22 protein-coding genes are annotated in these 21767 nt (G+C 72.0%); 9 read left to right on the forward strand and 13 right to left on the reverse strand.

Features of this window, described 5'->3' with window-relative positions; genetic code table 11:
* Positions 1 to 126: 126 nt before the first annotated feature.
* Positions 127 to 1035 carry a 5'-3' exonuclease H3TH domain-containing protein gene (locus ACH4RG_RS30290; protein WP_397923155.1) on the forward strand — a complete coding sequence of 303 codons (909 nt, stop codon included), beginning with the start codon at positions 127 to 129 and terminating at the stop codon, positions 1033 to 1035.
* Positions 1036 to 1087: 52 nt separating this feature from the next.
* Entirely contained in the window at positions 1088 to 1939 is an 852-nt protein-coding gene (locus tag ACH4RG_RS30295) for a siderophore-interacting protein (protein WP_397922797.1), read from the forward strand.
* Positions 1940 to 2091: 152 nt separating this feature from the next.
* On the opposite strand, the gene ACH4RG_RS30300 is transcribed toward ACH4RG_RS30295, so the two are convergent.
* A complete protein-coding gene (locus ACH4RG_RS30300; protein ID WP_397922795.1) occupies positions 2092 to 2901 on the reverse strand; it encodes a MerR family transcriptional regulator in 810 nt (269 codons plus the stop codon).
* A 115-nt stretch (positions 2902 to 3016) separates the two neighbouring features.
* On the opposite strand from ACH4RG_RS30300, the gene ACH4RG_RS30305 reads away from it, so the two are divergent.
* From ACH4RG_RS30305 to ACH4RG_RS30325, 5 genes are all read left to right on the forward strand, one after another.
* Positions 3017 to 3985: a hypothetical protein gene (locus ACH4RG_RS30305; protein ID WP_398540528.1), complete on the forward strand. Its 969-nt coding sequence runs from the start codon at positions 3017 to 3019 to the stop codon at positions 3983 to 3985.
* Positions 3982 to 4428, forward strand: coding sequence for an ABA4-like family protein (locus ACH4RG_RS30310; RefSeq protein ID WP_397922792.1), 447 nt, complete (start codon positions 3982 to 3984; stop codon positions 4426 to 4428). The genes ACH4RG_RS30305 and ACH4RG_RS30310 overlap by 4 nt, the downstream gene beginning before the upstream one ends.
* Before the next feature lie 113 nt (positions 4429 to 4541).
* A complete protein-coding gene (locus ACH4RG_RS30315; protein WP_397922790.1) occupies positions 4542 to 5126 on the forward strand; it encodes a sigma-70 family RNA polymerase sigma factor in 585 nt (194 codons plus the stop codon).
* Positions 5123 to 5875 carry an anti-sigma factor domain-containing protein gene (locus tag ACH4RG_RS30320; protein ID WP_398540529.1) on the forward strand — a complete coding sequence of 251 codons (753 nt, stop codon included), beginning with the start codon at positions 5123 to 5125 and terminating at the stop codon, positions 5873 to 5875. The genes ACH4RG_RS30315 and ACH4RG_RS30320 overlap by 4 nt, the downstream gene beginning before the upstream one ends.
* A gap of 50 nt (positions 5876 to 5925) precedes the next feature.
* Entirely contained in the window at positions 5926 to 7293 is a 1368-nt protein-coding gene (locus tag ACH4RG_RS30325; RefSeq protein ID WP_398540530.1) for a cryptochrome/photolyase family protein, read from the forward strand.
* 65 nt (positions 7294 to 7358) lie between these two features.
* Here the strand turns inward: ACH4RG_RS30325 and ACH4RG_RS30330 are convergent, their stop codons facing one another.
* The 5 genes from ACH4RG_RS30330 to ACH4RG_RS30350 are packed head-to-tail and all read right to left on the reverse strand — an operon-like array spanning position 7359 to position 12817.
* Entirely contained in the window at positions 7359 to 8162 is an 804-nt protein-coding gene (locus ACH4RG_RS30330; protein WP_397922785.1) for a DUF1295 domain-containing protein, read from the reverse strand.
* Positions 8159 to 9511 carry a class I SAM-dependent methyltransferase gene (locus ACH4RG_RS30335; protein WP_398162491.1) on the reverse strand — a complete coding sequence of 451 codons (1353 nt, stop codon included), beginning with the start codon at positions 9509 to 9511 and terminating at the stop codon, positions 8159 to 8161. The genes ACH4RG_RS30330 and ACH4RG_RS30335 overlap by 4 nt, the downstream gene beginning before the upstream one ends.
* A complete protein-coding gene (locus ACH4RG_RS30340) occupies positions 9508 to 10773 on the reverse strand; it encodes a class I SAM-dependent methyltransferase (RefSeq protein WP_398540531.1) in 1266 nt (421 codons plus the stop codon). The genes ACH4RG_RS30335 and ACH4RG_RS30340 overlap by 4 nt, the downstream gene beginning before the upstream one ends.
* A complete protein-coding gene (locus tag ACH4RG_RS30345) occupies positions 10770 to 11492 on the reverse strand; it encodes a DUF1365 domain-containing protein (protein ID WP_397922779.1) in 723 nt (240 codons plus the stop codon). Before ACH4RG_RS30345 ends, ACH4RG_RS30340 begins: the two co-directional genes overlap by 4 nt.
* Entirely contained in the window at positions 11489 to 12817 is a 1329-nt protein-coding gene (locus ACH4RG_RS30350) for an NAD(P)/FAD-dependent oxidoreductase (RefSeq protein WP_398540532.1), read from the reverse strand. The genes ACH4RG_RS30345 and ACH4RG_RS30350 overlap by 4 nt, the downstream gene beginning before the upstream one ends.
* A 302-nt stretch (positions 12818 to 13119) precedes the next feature.
* On the opposite strand from ACH4RG_RS30350, the gene ACH4RG_RS30355 reads away from it, so the two are divergent.
* Both ACH4RG_RS30355 and ACH4RG_RS30360 read left to right on the forward strand, forming a co-directional pair.
* Positions 13120 to 13767, forward strand: coding sequence for a fasciclin domain-containing protein (locus ACH4RG_RS30355; RefSeq protein ID WP_397922775.1), 648 nt, complete (start codon positions 13120 to 13122; stop codon positions 13765 to 13767).
* Positions 13768 to 14137: 370 nt separating this feature from the next.
* Positions 14138 to 14575, forward strand: coding sequence for an SPW repeat protein (locus tag ACH4RG_RS30360; RefSeq protein ID WP_397922773.1), 438 nt, complete (start codon positions 14138 to 14140; stop codon positions 14573 to 14575).
* Between the two features lie 252 nt (positions 14576 to 14827).
* Here the strand turns inward: ACH4RG_RS30360 and ACH4RG_RS30365 are convergent, their stop codons facing one another.
* The 7 genes from ACH4RG_RS30365 to ACH4RG_RS30395 all read right to left on the reverse strand — a co-directional run bounded on the left by ACH4RG_RS30365 (position 14828) and on the right by ACH4RG_RS30395 (position 21765).
* Positions 14828 to 17668, reverse strand: a complete 2841-nt coding sequence (locus ACH4RG_RS30365) for a DEAD/DEAH box helicase (protein ID WP_398540533.1) — start codon at positions 17666 to 17668, stop codon at positions 14828 to 14830.
* A gap of 91 nt (positions 17669 to 17759) precedes the next feature.
* Positions 17760 to 18653, reverse strand: coding sequence for a diacylglycerol kinase (locus tag ACH4RG_RS30370; RefSeq protein WP_397922769.1), 894 nt, complete (start codon positions 18651 to 18653; stop codon positions 17760 to 17762).
* A 19-nt stretch (positions 18654 to 18672) separates the two neighbouring features.
* Positions 18673 to 19638 (reverse strand): twin-arginine translocase subunit TatC, encoded by a 966-nt coding sequence (gene tatC, locus ACH4RG_RS30375; RefSeq protein ID WP_397922767.1) that lies wholly within the window; start codon positions 19636 to 19638, stop codon positions 18673 to 18675.
* A gap of 49 nt (positions 19639 to 19687) precedes the next feature.
* On the reverse strand, positions 19688 to 19984 hold the full coding sequence (gene tatA / locus ACH4RG_RS30380; protein WP_397922765.1) for a Sec-independent protein translocase subunit TatA: 297 nt from the start codon (positions 19982 to 19984) through the stop codon (positions 19688 to 19690).
* A 217-nt stretch (positions 19985 to 20201) separates the two neighbouring features.
* Complete coding sequence (locus ACH4RG_RS30385; RefSeq protein WP_397922763.1) at positions 20202 to 20399, reverse strand: hypothetical protein; 198 nt, start codon at positions 20397 to 20399, stop codon at positions 20202 to 20204.
* A gap of 75 nt (positions 20400 to 20474) precedes the next feature.
* Complete coding sequence (locus ACH4RG_RS30390) at positions 20475 to 20786, reverse strand: hypothetical protein (RefSeq protein ID WP_397922761.1); 312 nt, start codon at positions 20784 to 20786, stop codon at positions 20475 to 20477.
* Between the two features lie 22 nt (positions 20787 to 20808).
* Positions 20809 to 21765 carry a helix-turn-helix transcriptional regulator gene (locus ACH4RG_RS30395; RefSeq protein ID WP_397922759.1) on the reverse strand — a complete coding sequence of 319 codons (957 nt, stop codon included), beginning with the start codon at positions 21763 to 21765 and terminating at the stop codon, positions 20809 to 20811.
* Positions 21766 to 21767: the final 2 nt, after the last annotated feature.

Genomic DNA, 21767 nt, shown 5'->3' on the forward strand with positions numbered 1-21767 from the left:
CTCACTTACACAGCCCAAACACAACAGTGATCCACGTCACCGACCTGCGACGGAGCGACAGTGAGCGGTTACTCGGAGCGACTGTGGGTGCGGTGGGGCATCATCGGGTCTGTGACGCGACGCCTGATGCTCCTCGACACCGCCTCCCTCTACTTCCGCGCCTACTTCGGGGTGCCCGATTCGGTGCGCGCACCGGACGGCACGCCCGTGAACGCCGTGCGCGGACTCCTCGACTTCATCGGCCGCCTGGTGCAGGACCACCGGCCGGACGATCTGGTCGCCTGCTGGGACAACGACTGGCGCCCGCAGTGGCGGGTCGACCTGATCCCGACGTACAAGGCGCACCGGGTCGCCGAGGAGAGGCCCGCCGGACAGGCGGACGAGGAGGAGATCCCCGAGACGCTGTCCCCGCAGGTCCCGATCATCGAGGACGTGCTGGCGGCCCTCGGGATCGCCCGGGTCGGCGTCACGCCGTACGAGGCGGACGACGTCATCGGCACCCTCACGGGGCGGGCGACGGGGCCGGTGGACATCGTCACCGGCGACCGCGACCTGTATCAACTGGTCGACGACGCCCGCCAGGTGCGCGTGCTCTACCCGCTCAAGGGCGTCGGCACCCTTCAGGTGACCGACGAGGCCTGGCTCCGCGAGAAGTACGGCGTGGACGGCGCGGGCTACGTCGACCTGGCACTGCTCCGCGGCGACCCGAGCGACGGACTCCCGGGCGTCCCCGGCATCGGCGAGAAGACGGCGGCGAAGCTGCTGGACGCGTACGGCGATCTCGACGGGATCATGGCGGCGGTGGACGATCCGAAGGCGAAGCTGACACCCTCGCAGCGCAAGCGGCTGGACGAGTCGCGCGCCTATGTGGCCGTCGCCCCGAAGGTGGTCCGGGTGGCCGGGGACGTCCCCCTGCCCGATTTCGACCCGGCGCTGCCCCGCGAGCCGCGCGACCCGGCCGCCCTGGAGGCCCTGGCGGAGCAGTGGGGGCTGGGCGGAGCGCTTCAGCGGCTCCTGACCACCCTTCAGGCCTGAGGTGTTAACTTAGGCATACCTAAGCTCACATTTTCGAACCAGGGAGTACCTCGTGGCAGAGCGGCCGGCCCGGCAGGGACCCACGGCTCGGGGGGCGCAGGTCGTGCGCACCGAGCAGATCACCCCGCACATGGTCCGGGTGGTCCTCGGCGGCGAGGGGCTCGCGGACTTCGCCCTCTCCGGCTTCACCGACCACTACATCAAGCTGTGCTTCGCGCCCGAGGGCGCGGACTACGCGCACCCGTTCGACATGGCCGCGATCCGGGAGCGGTACCCGCGCGAGCTGTGGCCCACCACCCGTACGTACACGGTGCGCTCGTGGGACCCGGTCGCCCGGGAGATGGCCGTCGACTTCGTCGTGCACGGCGACGCGGGACTCGCGGGACCGTGGGCGCAGCGGGCCCGGGTGGGCGAGCAGGTGACCTTCCTCGGCCCCGGCGGCGGTTACGGTCCCGAGGCGTCGGCGGACTGGCACCTGCTGGTAGGCGACGAGAGCGCGCTGCCGGCGATCGCGGCGGCGCTGGAGCAGATGCCGTCGGGTGCGCTGGTGCACGCCTTCGTGGAGGTGTCGGACGCCTCCGAGGAGCAGAAGATCGTGACGCCCGACGGGGTGGCCGTGACCTGGCTGCACCGCGGCGACCGGCCCGTCGGCGAGCTGCTGACCGCCGCCGTGAAGGGGCTGGACTTCCCGGAGGGCGAGATCCAGGCCTTCGTGCACGGGGAGGCGGGCTTCGTGAAGGAGATCCGCCGGTACCTGCGCGTGGAGCGGCAGATCCCGCTGGCGCGGCTCTCGATCTCGGGTTACTGGCGTCTCGGCCAGAACGACGACGCCTGGCGTGCCGTCAAGCGCGAGTGGAACGAGCAGGTGGAGCGCGAGCAGGAGAGCGGCACGACCGCCGCCTAGCTCCTGCCGTCGGGCCGCTGCCGTCGCGAGCTGACCACCGGACCCCGTCCGCCGCACCCGCGGCGGACGGGGTCCGCGCATCGGGGGAGGTGCAGCGGGTGAGGCCGCCGGGCCCGGGCCGCCACGCCCGCCGACCGGGCCGCGCGCCGGGTTCATCCCGCGGGTCCCTCCGCCGGGCCCGCCCCCGGCCTCAGGCGCCCGGAGGGCGCGTCCTGGCCGCCCGCCTCCACCCCGCCACCAGCCCCGGCGTCACGTGCCCCGCCTCCCTCCGCGCCCTCTTCCGTGGCGTGGGAGCCCTGGGAGCCCTCCGGACCGACCGGCCCCGAGAGGTTCTGCGGGGACTCGAAGCGCCGGAAGGACACGTCGATGTGCGCCAGCCTCCGCAGCGCGCCGAACATCGCCTCGCCGAGGACGGTGCCCACGACGACGCTCTCGACCAGGTCCTCGCGGGCCACCCGCCGCTGTACGTAGTCGAGGTCGGCGCGGGCGACCGGCTCGGCGGCATCCGCGTAGACGTCCAGCAGGTCGATGTACCCGCCGTGCCCGGCCCTGCGCAGCGCGGACAGCACCCCCGCCAGCGACTCGGCGGCGGGGCTCCGCTCGTCGGCCTGCCAGCCCCGCCGCCGCAGCAGTTCCGCCACCTCCTCCCGCGCATCCTCCAGTTCGGGACCCGCCCCCTCCTCACCGGCCGGCGTGACGCCGTCCGCCGCGACGCCGAGCACCTTGTGCACGGGCTGTTCGGGGTCGTCCATCGCTTCCAGGACCTCACCGATGGCGGCGAGCGAGAGGCCGCCGACGTCCAGCAGCGCCCGGATCAGGCGCAGCCTGCGCTCATGCCCGGGGCCGTAGCGCGCCTGGTTCGGGCTGGTCAACTCCCCTGCCGACAGAAGCCCTTCACGTAGGTAGTACTTGATCGTCGGCACCGGAACTCCGGACCTGCGACTCAATTCACCGATGCGCACCGCGTGTTCGCCCTTTCGCCCTTGCCAGAAACCGCACTCATCATAGATAGTCCCTCTATCGGATAGCGGACAGTGCGACTATCCATATAGATCACATCATCACAGGGGGTCTCTCATGTCGTCATGGCGTTCCTGGCATCGCCCATTAGTCGTCTTCTCCGCCGCGATGGCCATTCTGGCCCTCGTCTCCGCCGTGGGCCTCGTGGTCGACGACCGGGTCCTGGTGGGCGCGCCGATCTGGGCGAAGCCGTTCAAGTTCGCCGTGTCCTTCGCCGCGTACTGCCTGACCCTGGCCTGGATGCTGACCCACCTCACCCGGGGGGTGCGGACCGGCCGGTGGGCGGGGCACGTCGTCGTGCTGACGAGCCTGGGCGAGATGGTGCTGATCACGGTGCAGGTCGTCCGGGGCCGGCGCAGCCACTTCAACTCCGCGACCCCCTTCGACGCGGCGCTGTTCGACGCGATGGGCAAGACCGTCGTCGTCCTGTGGGCGGCGACCCTGGTGATCGCCGTCCTGCTGCTGCGCACCCGTATCGCCGACCGCGCGACAGCTTTGGCCGTCCGGGGCGGGGTGCTGATCGCCCTGGCCGGCGCGGCCCTCGGCTTCCTGATGACGCTGCCGAGCGAGAGCCAGCGGGCGGCGGGCAACCTCGACACCGCCGACATCGTCGGCGCGCACTCCGTGGGCGTCCCGGACGGCGGCCCGGCCATGCCGCTGACCGGCTGGTCGACGACCGGCGGCGATCTGCGGGCCCCGCACTTCGTGGGCATGCACGCCCTCCAGCTCCTTCCGCTCCTCGTGATCGTCCTGGTGCTCCTCGCGCCCCGCTTCGCCCCGCTGCGCGACGCCGGGGTGCGGCTGCGTCTCGTGCGGGTCGCCGTGGCCGGCTACGCGGCGCTCGTCGCGCTCATCACCTGGCAGGCGCTCCGGGGACAGCCGCTGATCCACCCGGACGGCGCCACGCTGGCCGCCGCCGGAGCCGTCCTCGCGGCGGTGGCGTGCGGAACGTGGAGCACGCTGCGCACGGCCGCCCCGGACCGCCCCTCCTCCAACACCGCCGACGACAGGGAGCCCGTGGCATGACCGGCGCACTGTTCGAGATCACGTTCTATCTGGCCGCCCCGTTCTGGCTGCTGATGATCTTCGCCCCCACCTGGTCCGGCACCGCCCGCGTCGCCGCCTCACCGCTGACCGTGCTGCCCGTGCTCGCCGTCTACGTCGTCATGGCCGTGCCGGTGTTCCCGGAGCTCTGGACGGCGGTGAGCAGCCCGGACGTCGACGCGTTCCGTGATCTGACGGCGCTGGCCGGCGGCGCGGGGACCATCTGGGCGCAGGTGCTCGCCTGGGACCTGCTGCTCGGTCAGTGGATGTACCTCCAGAGCCGGAAGCTGGGGCTGTCGCCGCTGCTGATGGGACCGCTGCTGGTCCTGACGATCCTGCTGTCGCCGTTCGGGCTGATGATCTTCCTCGCCGTCCGCGCCGTCCGCGCCGTCCGTCTGCGACGGCGCGAAACGCCCACCGGCTGAGTCGCGGCCTCCGGGGTCCCGGTCTGCGAAGATCGCGGGCATCCGACCAATCCGTACGGCCGTCGGCTCCGAATCACTGCCGGAAGCGACGATCGTCCCGGGAGGAAACCCGCGTGAAGGAAGCCGTACACATCAGTGGGGTGCCCTCGCCCGGCCCCGACCTCCAGGAGCTCCTGGTGCGGGTCGCGCGGGGCGACCAGAACGCGTTCGCCGCGGTGTACGACGCGGTGAGCGGGCCCGTGCTCGGCCTGGTGCGCAGCGTGCTCCGCGATCCGGCCCAGTCGGAGGAGGTGGCGCAGGAGGTGCTGGTGGAGGTGTGGCGCACCGCGCCCCGTTTCCGGGCCTCCCGGGGCAGCGCGATGAACTGGGTGCTGACCGTGGCCCACCACCGGGCCGTCGACCGGGTCCGCTCGGCGGAGGCCGCCGCCGCCCGGGAGCACAAGGCGGCGCTGCTGGACCGGACGCCCGCCTTCGACGAGGTGTCCGAACAGGTCGAGACCCGGTTGGAGAGAGAACAGGTACGGCGCTGTATGCGCACCCTGTCCGAGCTGCAACGGGAGTCGGTGACCCTGGCCTACTACCGGGGCCTGACCTACCGTGAGGTCTCCGAGCTGCTCGCCGTGCCGCTGGGCACCATCAAGACACGACTCCGCGACGGCCTCATCCGCCTGCGCGACTGTCTGGGGGTGAGCGCATGAGCACGGCCGAACTGCACACGCTGACCGGCGCCTATGCCCTGCACGCGCTGCCGGACTCCGAACGGCAGGCGTTCGAGCGGCACCTGGAGGAGTGCGAGGCCTGCGCCCAGGAGGTGCGGGAGCTGTCGGCCACCGCCGCCCGGCTCGGCCTCGCCGTCGCCGAGACCCCGCCGCGCGAGCTGCGCGAGAGGGTGCTGCGGGAGATCACGACCGTACGCCAGGAGGCTCCGGCGCCCGTCGGACGGACGCGGACCGGCGGAGGCGGACGCACCGGCCGGTGGTACGCCTACGCGCTCGCCGCCTGCGTCGCCGCGGCCGCCGCGTTCGGCGGGGTCGCGGTCTGGCAGAACCAGGTGGCGCAGGACGCGCGGCAGGAGGCGAACCAGGCGCAGCGGCAGAACGAGCAGCTGGCCCAGGTGCTCTCGGCCCCGGACGCGAGGACCACGTCGAGTGAGCTGACGGGCGGCGCGCACGGCGCCGTCGTCGTCTCGCGGAGCCACAACCGTGCCGTCTTCCTGGCCTCGGGGATGGACCGGCCGCCGAGCGGCAAGGTCTACCAGCTCTGGTTCAACGACGAGGGCACGATGCGCTCGGCCGGTCTGATGGATCCGAAGGCGAACGACGACGCGGTCCTGCTGGACGGACCGGTGGACCGGGCGTCCGGGATGGGCATCACGGTCGAGCCCGCCGGAGGCTCCGACGAACCGACCTCGTCCCCGGTGGCGCTGATGGACTTCCCGACCGCCTGACCGCTCACCTGACCACTCACCCACGAACCATGCAAGGGAGCGTCCGTTCCATGAGTGTCGCAGTGGTGCTCTTCACCTCCGATCTGCGGCTGCACGACAACCCGGTGCTGCGTGCCGCCCTGCGGGACGCGGACGAGGTCGTCCCGTTGTTCGTCCGGGACGCCGCCGTCCACCGCGCCGGGTTCGACGCGCCCAACCGGCTGGCCTTCCTCGCCGACTGCCTGGCCGCCCTGGACGCCGGCCTCCGCCACCGGGGCGGCCGGCTGGTCGTCCGCCGGGGCGAGGTGGCCGCCGCGGTGAGGCGGGTGGCCGAGGAGACCGGGGCGGCCTCCGTACACGTCGCGGCCGGGGTCAGCGGGTACGCGACGCGGCGCGAGCAACGGATCCGGGAGGCCCTCGCGGGCACCGGCGGCGAGCTGCGCGTCCATGACGCGGTGGTCACCGCGCTCGCTCCGGGCCGGGTGGTCCCGGCGGGCGGCAAGGACCACTTCGCGGTGTTCACCCCGTACTTCCGCCGTTGGGAGGCGGAGGGAGTACGGGGCACACTGACCGCTCCCCGCACGGTGCGGGTGCCGGACGGCGTGGCGAGCGACCCACTCCCGGACCGGGACAGCGTGGAGAACATCTCCCCCCGCCTCGCCCGGGGCGGCGAGGAGGCGGGCCGCAAGCTGGTGACGACCTGGCTGAACGGGCCGATGGCCGACTACGAGGACGGCCACGACGACCTGGCCGGCGACGCGACGTCCCGGCTCTCCCCACATCTGCACTTCGGTACGGTCTCCGCCGCCGAACTGGTCCACCGTGCCCGGGAGAAGGGCGGGCCCGGCAGCGAGGCGTTCGTGCGGCAACTGGCCTGGCGCGACTTCCACCACCAGGTACTCGCGGACCGGCCGGACGCCTCCTGGTCCGACTACCGGCCGCGCCAGGACCGCTGGCGCTCCGACGAGGACGAGATCGACGCCTGGAAGTCCGGGCGTACGGGCTATCCGCTGGTGGACGCGGCGATGCGGCAGCTCGCGCACGAGGGCTGGATGCACAACCGGGGCCGGATGCTGACCGCGAGCTTCCTCACCAAGACGCTGTACGTGGACTGGCGGGTGGGCGCCCGGCACTTCCTGGACCTGCTGGTCGACGGCGATCTGGCGAACAACCAGCTCAACTGGCAGTGGGTGGCGGGCACCGGCACGGACACCCGGCCCAACCGGGTGCTGAACCCGGTGATCCAGGGCAAGCGCTTCGACCCGCGCGGCGCCTACGTACGGCGCTGGGTGCCGGAGCTGGCGGAGCTGGAGGGGGCCGCGATCCACGAACCCTGGAAGCTCCGGGGCCCGGACCGGGCGGGCCTGGACTACCCGGACCCGGTGGTGGACCTGGCCGAGGCCCGGGCCCGCTTCGAACGCGCCCGGGGCCTGGACTGACCGGACGACGGCCACGACGCGAAGCGGCCCGTCCCGCGGAGATGCGGGGCGGGCCGCTTCGGCTGTCAGCCCCGGCGCGGCGGCCGGGGGAAGAAGCCGCTCGTCCGCGCCACGTAGGCGTCGAACCCGGGCCGGTCGGCCATATGACGCTCCAGCAGGGCCGCGCCACTGCCCTTGGTCAGCAGGAAGCTCATCACCAGCGGGGCGACGACGGTGGCGGCAGCGGCGGCCGGGGCCTGGCAGACGAAGAGGAAGAGGCCCCACCAGACGCAGAAATCGCCGAAGTAGTTCGGGTGGCGGGTCCAGGACCACAGCCCCCGGTCCATGATCTTCCCCTTGTTGGCGGGGTCGGCCTTGAACCGGGCGAGCTGCGCGTCGCCGATCGCCTCGAAGGCGAGACCGACGGCCCACAGGAGCGCCCCCGTCCAGGCCCACCATGCGAGCGGAGCGGTGAGGTACTGCGCGGCCTGGACCGGGAGCGAGACCAGCCAGACCAGCGCCCCCTGGAGCAGGTACACCTTGCGCAGGGCGTAGAGGTTCGGACTGCCGGGGGCCTTGGCCAGCATCTTCTCGTAGCGCGGGTCCTCTCCGTGGCCCCGGCCGCGCCGGCCGATGTGGACGGCGAGGCGCAGCCCCCAGATCACGGTCAGCGCGGTGACCAGGAGCCGGCGGCCGTCGTCGCCGTCGCCCGCCGACAGTCCGTAGGAGACCAGGGCGACGGCGGCGAACCCGAGGCCCCAGGCGACATCGACGATCCGGTGCACGCCCTTCTTCAGGGCGACGGCGAAGGTGACGAGCATGACACCGAGCGCGGCGACGGCCGCGCCCACGAGCCCGCTCGCGAACGCGGACCAGACGAAGCCGCTCACGGGCTCTCCTCCGGGGCGGCCGGCGCGTACCAGTCGCGCCGGGTGGGCGGCATCGCGGCGGAGCCGACCGGGTCGGGCCGTACGGCGAGGATCTGGTCGACGCCCATCCGGCGTTCCTCGAACGCGAGCGCGCCGCCGACGAGGTAGAGCCGCCACACCCGCGCGGTCTCCTCCCCCACCAGCGCGACGAACTGGGCCCAGCGCTCCTCCAGGGTGCGCCGCCAGGCCTCCACCGTCCGCACGTAGTGCTCACGCAGCGATTCGACGTCACGGACCTCGAGCCCGGCGCCCTCCAGCAGGGCGACGGTCTCGCCGAGCGGCCGCATGTGCATGTCGGGGGCGATGTACGACTCGATGAACGCGCCGCCGCCCGGCGCGGTCGTTCCCCGGGACATCTGCTGGACCAGGGCCCGGCCCTTCGGCCGCAACGCGTCGTGCAGGATCGCGGTGAACGCCGGGTACTCGGCGTCCCCGACGTGCTCGCCCATCTCGATGGTGGACACGGCGTCGTACGCGCCCCGGTCCTCCCGCCGCCCCGCGATGTCCCGGTAGTCGATGTTCAGCACCTCGACGCGATCGTCGAGGCCGCGCGCGGTGACCTGCTCCCGTACGTACGCGGCCTGTTCGGCGGCGAGGGTGACGGCGGTGACACGGACACCGTGGCGCTCGGCCGCGTACAGGGTCAGCGCACCCCAGCCGCAGCCGATGTCCAGCAGCCGTGCGCCGGGCCGCAGTCCGAGCTTGCGGCAGATCAGCTCCAGCTTGTCGCGCTGCGCGTCGGCCGGGCCGTAGCCGGGCGCCTCGCTGGTCCAGTAGCCGCAGGAGTACGCCATCGTCTCGTCGAGGAGCAGCGCGTAGAAGGCGTTGGACAGGTCGTAGTGGTGGCTGATCGCCGCCCGGTCCCGGGCCTTGCTGTGCGGGGTCCCGCTCAGGCCGGCGCGGGCGGCGGGGACCGGGGGCCGGGGGCCGACCGCGCCGAGCCGCAGGGCGAGGCCCGCCGCCCTGAGCCGGTCGGCGAGGGCGGGCGCGGGCGCGGTCAGGCCTCGGTCGCGCGCGGCGCGGCGCATGGCGCGCAGCCCGTCGCCGAGATCGGTGTCGAGGTCGATGTCGCCGGTGACGTAGGCCTCGGCGAGGCCGAGTTCGCCCGGCTCCCACAGCAGGCGGCGCAGCGCTCTGCGGGTCCGCACATGGACGGTGGGAGCGTCCCTGGGTCCGGTCTCGCTGCCGTCCCACATCCGTACCCGGACCGGCGGCGGGCCGCCGAGGAGCCGCTCGATCAGCGGTTCGACGCGCTGGGCGGCCCCGGTCGGGACGCGCCGGGCGCGGGGCTCGGGTGCGGTGGTGGTCACGCGGTCTCCTCGCGGGTCAGAAGCAGTTGCTGCACATCGAGATAGCCGGAGCGGAAGCCCGCTTCGGAGTAGGCGAGGTAGAAGGTCCACATCCGGCGGAAGACGGCGTCGAAGCCGAGGGCGTCGACCTCGGCCGCCCGCTCGGCGAACCTCTCCCGCCACAGCCGGAGCGTCTCGGCGTAGTGCGCGCCGAAGCGGATGCACTGGGTGGTGCGCAGGCGGGTGTGACGGGTGGTGATCCGCTCCACGGCTTCGGTGGAGGGCAGGAGCCCGCCGGGGAAGATGTACTTGTGGATCCAGGTGTACGTGGAGCGGCTGGCGCGGAGCCGGTCGTCGGGCATGGTGATGGCCTGGAGGGCGATCCGGCCGCCGGGGGCGAGCAGCCGGTCCAGGGTCTCGAAGTAGACCGGCCAGAACTCCTCGCCGACCGCCTCGACCATCTCGACGCTGACGATGGCGTCGTAGTCGCCGGTGACGTGGCGGTAGTCGCTCAGCCGCACCTCGACGCGGTCCTCGTACCCGGCCTCGCGGACCCGGGCGCGGGCCAGTTCGCGCTGTTCGCCGGAGAGGGTGACGGTGACGACCCGGGCGCCGCGGGCGGCCGCGCGGACGGCCAGTTCGCCCCAGCCGGTGCCGATCTCCAGGAGACGGGTGCCCCCGGTGACCCCGGCGGCGTCCAGCAGCCGGTCGATCTTGCGGTGCTGGGCGGCGGGCAGCAGGCCGTGTTCGGCGGGGAAGCCGCGGAAGACTGCGGAGGAGTAGGAGAGCGTCTCGTCGAGGAAGAGGGCGAACAGCTCGTTGGACAGATCGTAGTGGTGGCTGATGTTGTCCCGGGAGCCTTCGGGGGTGTTCAGCTGTGCGGCGGGCCTGCGCGGCGCCCAGATGCCGCGCAGGCGTTGCAGCGGTCGGGGGACGAGGCCGGCCGCGTTCGCGGCCAGCACCGTCAGCACGCCGACCAGGTCGGGCGCGTCCCACTCCCCCGCCATGTAGGACTCGCCGAAGCCGATGAGTCCGCTCGCGCCGATCCGCCGGAAGAAGGCGTCGGGGTCGCGGATGTCCATGAGCGGCCCGCCGAGGCCTATGTCGTCCCGGCCCGCCAGGCGGGCACGCAGGGGGAGCCGGGCGAGCGCGTGGCGGACGAGGCGCTCGGCGACGGCGGTCCGGGCGCGGGAGACCCGGGGCTGCTCGATGATGTCGGGCCAGCGTTGCGGGTCGGTCCCGGGGGTGTGCTCTGCCGGCGGCGCGGAGGTGGGCGCGGTCACTGCATGCCTTCCTGTGGGCGGTGCGGGGGGCGGGGCTGCACGGGGAGGCCGCGCAGGTAGAGCCGGATGCCGTGCAGGCGGATCGCGGCGGAGACGAGGACGGTGGAGAGGGGGTGGCGCAGGGCGAGCCGCACCAGCTCCCGGGGGACGGCGGGCCGACGCCGGCCGCGGACGGTCGCGGTGAACGGGCGGGCCCCGTCGCGCTCCAGGTGGATGCTCAGATCGAGGCTGAGTCCGGGCTCGGGCAGCCGCATCCGGTAGCCGCCGTCCACGGGGAAGAACGGCGAGACGTAGAACTCCTTGTCGGCCACGGAGCGGTCATGCGTGTCGGGGCGCAGGAGATAGCCGTGCCGTCCGCCGTACGTGTTGTGCACCTCCGCGACGACGCAGAGGGGGCTCCCGTCGGCCCGGTGGCACCAGTAGACGGTGATCGGGTTGAAGACGTACCCGAACGTCCGGGCCTGGGTGAGCATGGTGACGGTGCCCTCGCCCAGCTCCACGTCCCGCGCCCGCAGGAAGCGCTCCAGCCCGGCCCGGACGGTGGGGGCGGTGCCCCCGAAGTGGTCGCGGGGGTCGAACCGGGCCAGCGGTCGCAGGAGGCGGGGCAGCCGGGGCGGCCGGTCGGGGTCGATGAGCCACAGATACGTACGGTGCCGGAAGGCGTATCTCGTCGGCCGGTTCCGCACGTGCGTGATCGTGCACGGATAGAGGGCGTTCACCACCTCACCCCCAGGGCCGCCGCGGCGGCGACCCCCGAACGGCAGCCGTCCTCGTGGAACCCCCAGCCGTGGTACGCCCCCGCGTAGGCGGTGACGGGACCGGAGAGGGCCGGCAGGCGGTCTTGGGCGGCGACGGATTCGGGGGTGTAGACGGGGTGCTCGTAGACCGCGCGGGCGCGTACGGAGGCGGGGTCGACGCGGTCCGAGCCGTTCAGCGTGACGACGAAGGCCTCGGGCGCGTCGAGCCGCTGGAGCCGGTTCATGTCGTAGCTGACGGTGACGCGGTCGGCGTCGGCGGCGCACGAGGGCATCAGGTAGTTCCAGGAGGCCCTGGCCCCCCGGGCGCGCGGCAGCAAGGCGGTGTCCGTGTGCAGCAGGGTCGGGTTGCGGGAGTACCGGAACGCGCCCAGCGTGCCGCGCTCGGCTTCGGTCGGGTCGGTGAGCAGCCGCAGCGCCTGGTCGGGGTGGGTGGCGATGACGACGGAGTCGTACGGGGTGCTCGTGCCGTCCTCGGTGGTGACCTCGACACCGTCGGCGTGCCGGGTGATGGCGCGTACCGGGGTCGAGGTGTGCACGGCGGTGAGCTGCTTGGCGAGGAGGTCGACGTAGCTGCGCGACCCGCCGGTGACGGTGCGCCAGACCGGGGAGCCGCTGATGGCGAGCATGCCGTGGTGGGCGAGGAAGCGGAAGAGATGGCGGGCCGGGTAGCGCAGGGCGGTGACCGGGTCGCAGGACCAGACGGCGGAGACCATGGGCGTGAGGAAGTGGGCGTGGAAGTAGGGCGAGAAGCGCCCGCGCCGGGCGAACTCCCCCAGTGTCATCCCGCTCGCCCCGATCGCCCCGCCCGTCCCTCTGGCCCCGCTCGTCCCGCTCGCCCCGCCCGCCCCGCTCTCCGGCAGTTCCAGGAGGGCCCGGGCCGCGCGATGGAAGCGCGGCACCTCGGCGAGCATCCGCAGATAGGGGCCGCGCACGACGGAGCGCGGCTGCGCGAAGAGCCCGGCCGGGCCGCGCGCCCCGGCGTATTCGAGGCCGCATCCCTCGCACCGTACGGACATCGACATCTCGGACTCCTGGGTGGCGACGCCCAGTTCGTCGAAGAGCCGCAGCAGGTGGGGGTAGGTCCGGCGGTTGTGCACGATGAACCCGGAGTCCACGCGGTGCACCCGGCCGTCGGACGCGGTCAGGTCATGCGTATGCGCATGGCCTCCGAGGCGGTCGTCCGCCTCGTACAGCGTCACCTCGTGGGCGTCCCGGAGAACGTGGGCGGCGGTCAGTCCCGCCACTCCGGATCCGACCACCGCCGTCCGCCGTCGTTCCCCTGCCATTCCGGCTCCCTCCGGTCCCTCAACACAGGTCGGAGCACTGCTGGAGTGCTCCTCACTCTGCATTCGTGGCCGGTGGCCGGATGGATTGGTCGATCAGTGGATCTAACCCGAACGGGTGAATGAGGGTCCCGGACCAATCCGCCGACCGACCGGCGTCGAACCCCTTGTGTGAGAGCAGACCGGAACGACGCGCGGTTGGCCGGGGCACTTCCGCCCCGCTGATCCCGCCGACCGCATGCCCCACTCCCCTTTTCTCTTCTCTTTCTCTCTTCGCACCAGACCTTCGATCCAGGAGAAACACCATGAACACGCTCCTCTTCCGCCGGGCAGCCGTCGCCGTGTCCGCAGCGGCCGTGCTGCCGCTCGCCCTGACCGCCTGCTCGTCGGACGACTCCTCCAAGGACTCGGCGGCAGGTTCGACGCCCAGCTCGTCCGCCCCGGCGAGCCCCTCGGCCGATGACTCGGCGACCATGGACGAGCCGTTCGGTCCGGCCTGTTCGTCGGTGCCGACGGAAGGCGCCGGCTCGTTCGACGGCATGGCGAAGGACCCGGTCGCCACGGCCGCCTCGAACAACGAGGAGCTGTCGACGCTGGTGGCCGCCGTGAAGCAGGCCGGCCTCGTCGACACGCTCAACAACGCGGAGAACATCACGGTGTTCGCCCCGACCAACGACGCCTTCGCCAAGATCCCGAAGGCCGACCTGGACGCACTGCTGGCGAACAAGGCCGAGCTCACCAAGGTCCTCACCTACCACGTGGTGGGCGAGAAGCTGACACCCCAGCAGCTGGAGAAGGGCTCCTTCGACACGCTGGAGAAGAGCAAGCTGACCACGGCCGGCTCGGGCGTCGAGTACACGGTGAACGACGCCTCGAAGATCGTCTGCGGCAACGTCCCGACCGCCAACGCCACGGTCTACATCGTCGACTCGGTCCTGATGCCCCCGAAGTAGCCTGCACCGATCCCCATGGACGAGGGGCGGCGGGACGCGGTACGCCGCGCCTCCCCGCCCCTCCTCGTGCGCGGGCGCTGCCTACCGTCGGATCGCGGCGCCGACCCACGGCGACCGGAGGGCCCGGGAGGCACCGCGGTCTTCCACGAACTGATCCAGGTCGCACCGGCGGGAGCGGTGTACGGCATCGGAACGATCCCCGGCCGGTCGGCTGGACTGCGAAGGGCCTCGGAACACCTGAGAATCCCCAACAAAAAAATCGCCCGAAAAGTACACATAAGCGCCATATAAGAGCACTATGGGGATGAGGGTGCCCGCCGTATCCATCCGCACGGCGGCGGGGCCCGCGCGACGAAGGAGACGAAATCCCATGAGCAACGTCTCACACGCGAGGAGTGACATAACGGGCCACCCCGACGCCTCCGAAATGCGTGCGCGGTACGACCGGGTGATGGGTGGTCGCGATGTGGCGCTGGTGGACGCGCCGGTGTTCCTCGTCGGCCTCTACTGCGCCGTTTCCCCGTGGGTGCTCCACTTCACGGCCAGCCAGCCGGCCCTGGTCACGCACAACCTGGTGATGGGCATCGCCATCGCGGTACTGGCTCTCGGCTTCACGGCGATGCCGGAGCGCATGTACGGCCTGAGTTGGGCGATCTGCGCGATGGGGGCGTGGATCATCGTGTCGAGCTGGGTGGTGGGCAGCAGCCCGGACGCCGGAATCGTGATCAACAACATCATCGTCGGCGGCTTGACCGTACTGCTGGGCATGGTCTGCGCGGGAGCAGCGGCCAAAACCCGCAGGACCTGACCCCGCGGCCCCCCGACAGCCCCACCCCTCGTCGAGCCCGCTCCAGCCCCTCCCGCGCTTGAGGAGCAGCTCTTTTGCAGCCCCTGCGGCGCTTGAGGAGCGGGGCCCGCGGGGCGGAGCCCCGGTTCCGGGGAGAGTGGGGTCTCCTCTGCTCGAACGAAGTCGAGAGCTCGGGGGTGGGGAGGGGAACAAGCCCGCCGCAGGCGCACCCGCACGACCTGCCCCACCCCGCCCGCGCGCCCAGCACCGGCATCAGCCGACAGAGCTGTACGCCACGACCCCCCGCAACACCGCGTCCACGGCCTTGCGCGCGTTCTTCGCCACAGAACTCGCACCCTCCCCCGCATCCCGGGGAGCCGCGGCGGCCACCTGCCCCAGTACGTCGATCACTTGCTTGCACCACCGTACGAAGTCCCCCGCCGGCATCTCCGCCTCGCGCAGCACCTCGTCCAGCGTCCGGCCGGAGGCCCACATGTAGACCGCCCAGGCGAAGCCGAGATCGGGTTCGCGCTGCCCGACCCCTTCCGTCTGGTTGATCTTGAAGTCCTCCTCCACGGCGTCCAGCCGCCCCCAGATCCGTACCATCTCGCCCATGGCGACCTTGGCGGGACCGGACGGCAGCTTCGGCGCGACCGCGTCATCGGCCTGCCGCGCCTCGTACACCAGCGCGGAGACACAAGCCGCCAGTTCAGCGGGGTTGAGCCCCTCCCACACACCCTCCCGCAGGCACTCGCTGGCGAGCAGGTCCAGCTCCCCGTAGAGCCGGGCCAGCCGCCGCCCGTTCGCGGTGACCTCGTTGCCCCGGAGGTAGTCCAGCTCGGTGAGGAGCGCGACGATCCGGTCGAAGGTCCGGGCGATCGTGTTCGTCCGCCCCTCGATCCGCTTCTCCAGCTGCCGGGTGTCCCGCTGCAGCCGGTGGTAGCGCTCGGCCCACCGCGCGTGGTCCTCCCGCTCGTCGCACCCGTGGCACGGGTGGGCGCGGAGCTCGGTACGCAGCCGGGCGATCTCGCGGTCGTCGGGGGCCGGCGCCTGCCCCTTGCGGTGCCGGTCGGGCACGATGTGCCCGGCCTTCGTCCGCAGCGCGGAGGCCAGATCGCGCCGGGACTGCGGCGAGCGCGGGTTGAACGACTTCGGGACGCGCATCCGGTCCAGCGCCTCCACCGGCACCGGGAAGTCCATCGAGGCCAGCCGCTTGACCTGGCGCTCGGCGGTCAGCACCAGCGGACGCGGCCCGTCGTGGTGGTCGAGGCCCCGGTGTCCGTTGGCCCGCCCGGCGGGCAGCCCGGGATCCAGCACCAACGCCAGCCCCGCGAACTTCCCCGTCGGCACGTGGATGACGTCGCCGGCCTTCAGCTTCTCCAGTGATGAGGCCGCCGCCGCCCGCCGCTGCGCCGCGCCCTGCTTGGCCAGCTCCGTCTCGCGGTCCTTGAGGTCGCGCCGCAGGCGCGCGTACTCCTCGAAGTCACCGAGGTGGCAGGTCATGCCCTCCCGGTAGCCCTCCAGGCCCTCCTCGTTCCGCTGCACCTGACGTGAGATCCCCACGACGGACTTGTCCGCCTGGAACTGGGCGAACGAGGTCTCCAGCAGCTCCCGCGAGCGGTGCCGCCCGAACTGCTGCACCAGGTTGACCGCCATGTTGTACGAGGGGCGGAAGCTGGAGCGCAGCGGATACGTACGGGTGCCCGCGAGGCCGGCCAGCGCCGTCGGGTCCATGCCGCGCTGCCACAGGACCACCGCGTGGCCCTCGACGTCGATGCCGCGGCGTCCGGCCCGGCCGGTGAGCTGGGTGTACTCGCCGGGGGTGATGTCGGCGTGCTGCTCGCCGTTCCACTTGACGAGCTTCTCCAGCACCACGGAACGCGCGGGCATGTTGATGCCGAGCGCCAGGGTCTCCGTGGCGAAGACGGCCTTGACCAGCCCCCGTACGAACAGCTCCTCGACGACCTCCTTGAAGGTCGGCAGCATGCCCGCGTGGTGCGCGGCGATGCCCCGCTCCAGACCTTCGAGCCACTCGTAGTAGCCCAGGACGTGCAGGTCCTCCCCGGGGATGGACGCGGTCCGCTCCTCGACGATCTCCCGGACCAGTCGGCGCTTGTCCTCGTCGTTGAGCCGCAGACCGGCGTAGAGGCACTGCTGGACGGCGGCCTCGCAGCCGGCCCGGCTGAAGATGAAGGTGATGGCGGGGAGCAGGCCCTCGTTGTCCAGCCGGTCGATGACCTCGGGCCGGCCGGGCGTCCAGATCCGGCCGCGCTGACGCCTCTCGCGCTCACGGTCGGCCTCGCGCACCATCTTGCCCCGGCGGCGGTCACGCGGGTTGTAGACGTTCTGGCTCTCCTGCCGGGCGAGCCGGACCAGGTCGGGGTTGACCTCACGCCGTCCGGCGCCTCGGCCGCCGTGGTCGGTCGCCTCCTCGAAGAGGTCGTACACCTTCCGTCCGGCCATCACGTGCTGCCAGAGCGGCACCGGGCGGTGCTCGGAGACGATCACCTCGGTGTCGCCGCGCACGGTGTCCAGCCAGTCGCCGAACTCCTCCGCGTTGGAGACGGTCGCCGACAGGGAGACCAGCGTCACCGACTCCGGGAGGTGAATGATCACCTCCTCCCACACCGCGCCCCGGAAGCGGTCGGAGAGGTAGTGCACCTCGTCCATGACCACATAGCCGAGGCCGGACAGCGACTGGGAGCCCGCGTACAGCATGTTCCGCAGGACCTCGGTGGTCATCACGACCACCGGCGCCTCGGAGTTGACACTGTTGTCGCCGGTCAGCAGACCGACCTTGTCGGCGCCGTAGCGCTTGACCAGATCGGCGAACTTCTGGTTGGAGAGCGCCTTGATCGGTGTGGTGTAGAAGCACTTGCGGCCCTGCTCCAGAGCCAGATGCACGGCGAACTCGCCGACGATCGTCTTGCCCGACCCGGTGGGGGCCGCGACCAGCACCCCCTTGCCCGCCTCCAGGGCCTGGCAGGCCTCGATCTGGAACGGGTCCAGACCGAACTCGTACATCTCGCGGAAGGGCCCGAGGGCCGTCGCCATCTCGGCCGCACGGACCTGAGAAGCCTGGTATCGCTCAGCTGGTGAGAGGTCCTCTGTCATCTTGCATACGAGCCTACCCGTCACCTCTGACACTCAGCGCGATCTTTAACGCCCTCGGTCGTTCGCTCGCCCGGGGCCGGCCGGCGCCTGCTCAGCCGCCGGTGAGCACCCGCACGGCACCCGGTACGCAGGTGGCGGTGAGCGGCAGCGCGCCCAGCGGTTCACCGTCCGCGTACGCCGTGACCCCGGCCGCCGCCAGCTCGATCGAGGAGACCCGGTGCACGGTGACGGCGGGGTGGCCGAGGTGCGTGCCCCGGTAGACCTTCGGGAAGACCTTGAGGAGCGTGGTGCGGGTGCACCGTCCCACCACGGTCACGTCGAACAGCCCGTCGTCCATCTCGGCTTCGGCACAGATCCGCATGCCCCCGCCGTACGTGGTGCCGTTGCCCACCGCGATGAGCGTGGCCTCGATCTCGCGGACCTCTCCCCCGTCGAGCCGGATCCGGTACGGGATCGGCCGGAAGGCGGTCAGTTCGGCGAGGATCGCGAGATCGTAGGCGAACCGACCGCCGACGAACCGCATCCGGTTGCCCCGGTCGTTGACCCGGGAGTCGAAGCCGGAGGCGAGGACCGAGCCGAACCAGCGCTCCCCGACCCGACCGAGGTCGATGGCGCGGTGACCGCCCTCCTTGAGCACCCGCGCGGCCAGCCGTCCGGCGGCGGCCGGGTCACGTATCGGCAGCCCCAGCGCCCGGGCGAAGTCGTTGCCGGTGCCGACGGCGACGACACCGAGCGGGGTTGCGGTCCCGGCGACGGCCTGGAGGGCGAGGGACATCAGCCCGTCCCCGCCCACGGCTATCAGCGCCCCGGTCCCCGCCGCGACGGCCCGGCGAGCCCGACGCAGGGCGTCGTCGGCGTCGTGGCCCAGCACGGTACGGACGGAGAATCCGGCGTCCCGCAAAGCGGAAGCGGCCGGCTGCGCGGCGTGCGCGCCCCGGCCGCGTCCTGCGGTGGGATTGACGAAGAGGGTGATCTCGCTGGTCACCCTTCCGGACCCTACAAGGTCAGGTGATGTCGTCGTAACCGTTCAGCCGGTGTGCTCCAGGCCCGTCCGCCTCGCCGGACGCCTGCCCCGGAAGCGCGGGGCGGGAGCCGGAGACACGCTCCACGCTCCCGACGGGCTCGGGTGTCAGATCCAGGTCGGAGGCCTCGTCGTCGCCGAGCTCGGCGTCGGGGTTGTTGCGGTTGCGCCGCTTGTCGTTCAGCAGGGAGAAACCGACGGCGATGAAGTAGAGGACCGCGAGCGGGCCCGCGAGAAGCAGCATGGAGATGGGCTCGCCACCGGGGGTCGCGATGGCCGCGAATCCGGTGAGGCCGACGATCATGCCGCGCCACCAACGCAACATGCGGGTGCCGGTGAGGACCCCGGTCATGTTGAGGGCGATGAGCAGCAGGGGCAGCTCGAAGGCGAGGCCGAAGACGATCACCATGCGGGTGATCAGGTCGAGAAAGTCGTCGAGCGGCAGGAGGTTCGTCACGTTGTCCGGCGTGAAGCCGAGCATGATCTCGGCCGTCTGCGGCAGGATCGTGTACGCGAGATAGGCACCTGCGGCGAACAGCGGAACCCCTGCGGCCACGAAGCCCAGGGAGTACCGCTTCTCCTTCTGGTGGAGACCGGGAGCGACGAAAGCCCAGAGCTGGTACAGCCAGACAGGCGTGGCCAGGAGAACGCCCGCCATGAGGGACACCTTCAGCGCGATGGTGAAGGGCGACAGCAGGCCGTTGGTGGTCATCTCCGCGCACGGGCGGCCGTTGACCATCGTTTCGACGCCGTTCTTGCAGCCGACCGAATCAAGGATCGGCTTCATCAAGAACTCGAAGATCTCCTTATGGAAGAAGGCGGCCCCGATGACGGCGATCAAGATCGCCAGCACGGCCTTCAGCAGCCGGTTACGCAGCTCACGCAGGTGATCGAGGAGAGGCATCCGCCCCTCGTCGTCCTTCTCCTGCTTGCGGGCAGACTTGAGCAACCCACTTCCCTCGTCTCGTGCGGCGGCTGTCGGCGGAGCGCGTCAGCTGTCAGCTCTGGGTGGTGGGCTTGGCCTCGCTGACCGGGCGGGAGCTGGTGACGTCTCCCGGAGCGGCCTGGATGGTACGCGCGGTGGTGGACTGCGGGGGCTTCGGGTCCTCGACGGTCTCCGTCGTGGGCGCCGCGGCCGGCGCGTCGTCCTTCTTCATGGCCTTGGCCTCGCTCTTGAGGATGCGGGCCGACTTGCCGAGCGAGCGCGCCATGTCGGGAAGCTTCTTGGCACCGAAGAGCAGCAGGATGACAGCGATGATCAGAACGATCTCGAGGGGCTTCAGATTGCCGATCATGTGCGACTTCCTTCTCACTGAGGCGGCTGGAGGGTGGGCTCGCTACCCGTTCGACCGGGCATACGTCCGATCGTTGCGCTTGGCAGCGATCGTAACCCGCAGGGGTAAACGCGAGGCAATGCCCGTGCGTACTCCTGCTTGCGACCCGCACCCCCTGCCTGGGCCGACCCATGCAGCGTACCCCCCGGTGCGGTCGAGCATCAGGTCTCAGGGGCCGTTATCGCAGGCCTTCGCCGGTGGTCGCGAGGCGGGTGGCCGCCCGTTCGAGGTCCTCGGACGCCCGGTTGATCCGCTCCGTGGTGACCGTGACCTGTCGGCCGAGACGCCGGGCCTCGACGAAGACCTTGATGCCCAGGACGCCGAGCACGGCGATGCCCAGGAATCCGAGGGCGATGGCGAGCATGGGCCAGAACATACGGCGGTCCCTCTTCCTACGGGTCTTCCTACAGGGCTTCCGACCGGGCTTCGAGCGGGCGCGGCGGTCGGGTCGCTACAGGGCGGTGTGCAGGCGCAGCGTCCGTACGCCGCCGCCGGTGAGCAGTTCGATGATGCGCTCCCCCGCGGGCTTACGGACCGAGGCGCCGCACTCGGGGCAGGTGAAGGTGTAGAAGGTGGTGCGGCTGGTGGCGCCGATCGCGAGGCGCAGTGCCGCGGCGGCCAGCTCGAAGCGCCCGCGGCAGTCGGGGCAGGCGGCCCGGAAGCGTACGGCGGCGGGTACGGGCACCGGCACGGGTCCGGCGCCGGGCAGGGGCGCCGGGCGGGCCCCGGGAGTGGTGGCCGGGAACAGGGGCGTCCGGTTCATCGTCGTCTCCCCTCCTCGGGACTCAGAGCGCGTCCTCGTAGGCGGCGAGTGCCTCGCGGGCGGCCTCGCGGGCACTGTCCGCGAGCTCCGGCGGGGTGACGATGCGTCCGTCGCCGCCGAGGCGCAGGGCGAGCCGGCGCAGGGAGGCCGGGTCCGGCGTGCGCAGGGTGATCCGCAGGCCGCCGTCGGGGAGCTCGTCGGCGGAGTCGTGCGGGTAGTACTCCGCGACCCAGCGGCCGCCGGTGCCGACCTCGATGACGACTTCCGGGTCCTCGGCGGCGGGCTGGACGAGCCCCGCGGACAGGTCGCGCAGCTCCAGCTCGGGCGGGGCGGCGGGGGCGTCGAGGAGGCGGATCTCGGCGACCCGGTCCAGCCGGAAGGTCCGGCGGGCCTCGGAGAGCCGGCACCAGCCCTCCATGTAGGTGTGGCCGACGGCGAAGAGCCGGATCGGGTCGACCTCGCGCTCGGTGAGTTCGTCGCGGGCGGGCGAATAGTAGCGCAGCCAGAGCCGACGGCGTTCGGAGATGGCCCGGTCGACGTCGGCGAAGACGCCGCCCTCCGCCTCGAAGGTCACCGAGAGGCGGGAGCTGGCCGCGCCGGACTCGCCTGCGGCCGTCTCCAGCTTGGCGGTGGCGCGGACGAGGGCGAGCCGGTCGCTCTCGCGCAGACCGGGCAGGGTGGCGACGGCGCGGGCCGCGACGAGCAGTGCGGTGGCCTCGTCGGCGGCGAGGCGGAGCGGCTCGGCGACGTCGTCCGGGTTGTGCCACCAGATCCGGTCGCCGTCGGTGTCGATGTCGAGGAGGTCGCCGCCGCGGAAGCTGGTGCCGCACATGGGCAGGACGTCGAGGTCGGAGATCAGCTCGTCCTCGGTGATCCCGAAGGCCCGTGCCACGTCCTGGACGTGGGCGCCGGGGCGCTCGCGCAGATACGTCACCAGGGACAGCATCCGGCGGGTCTGGTCGATCGCGTTCGTGGCCATGG

It is taken from the genome of Streptomyces sp. NPDC021019 (assembly GCF_044333295.1).
Classification (GTDB): Bacteria; Actinomycetota; Actinomycetes; order Streptomycetales; family Streptomycetaceae; genus Streptomyces.

Excerpts from the sequence above, each read along its gene's own strand:
- ACH4RG_RS30360 (WP_397922773.1), top strand. The coding sequence starts at position 14,138 with ATGAGCAACGTCTCACACGCGAGGAGTGACATAACGGGCCACCCCGAC.
- ACH4RG_RS30355 (WP_397922775.1), top strand. The coding sequence starts at position 13,120 with ATGAACACGCTCCTCTTCCGCCGGGCAGCCGTCGCCGTGTCCGCAGCG.
- ACH4RG_RS30385 (WP_397922763.1), bottom strand. The coding sequence starts at position 20,399 with ATGTTCTGGCCCATGCTCGCCATCGCCCTCGGATTCCTGGGCATCGCC.
- ACH4RG_RS30290 (WP_397923155.1), top strand. The coding sequence starts at position 127 with ATGCTCCTCGACACCGCCTCCCTCTACTTCCGCGCCTACTTCGGGGTG.
- ACH4RG_RS30390 (WP_397922761.1), bottom strand. The coding sequence starts at position 20,786 with ATGAACCGGACGCCCCTGTTCCCGGCCACCACTCCCGGGGCCCGCCCG.
- ACH4RG_RS30350 (WP_398540532.1), bottom strand. The coding sequence starts at position 12,817 with ATGGCAGGGGAACGACGGCGGACGGCGGTGGTCGGATCCGGAGTGGCG.
- ACH4RG_RS30310 (WP_397922792.1), top strand. The coding sequence starts at position 3,982 with ATGACCGGCGCACTGTTCGAGATCACGTTCTATCTGGCCGCCCCGTTC.
- tatA (WP_397922765.1), bottom strand. The coding sequence starts at position 19,984 with ATGATCGGCAATCTGAAGCCCCTCGAGATCGTTCTGATCATCGCTGTC.
- ACH4RG_RS30305 (WP_398540528.1), top strand. The coding sequence starts at position 3,017 with ATGTCGTCATGGCGTTCCTGGCATCGCCCATTAGTCGTCTTCTCCGCC.
- ACH4RG_RS30365 (WP_398540533.1), bottom strand. The coding sequence starts at position 17,668 with ATGACAGAGGACCTCTCACCAGCTGAGCGATACCAGGCTTCTCAGGTC.
- ACH4RG_RS30325 (WP_398540530.1), top strand. The coding sequence starts at position 5,926 with ATGAGTGTCGCAGTGGTGCTCTTCACCTCCGATCTGCGGCTGCACGAC.
- ACH4RG_RS30320 (WP_398540529.1), top strand. The coding sequence starts at position 5,123 with ATGAGCACGGCCGAACTGCACACGCTGACCGGCGCCTATGCCCTGCAC.
- ACH4RG_RS30395 (WP_397922759.1), bottom strand. The coding sequence starts at position 21,765 with ATGGCCACGAACGCGATCGACCAGACCCGCCGGATGCTGTCCCTGGTG.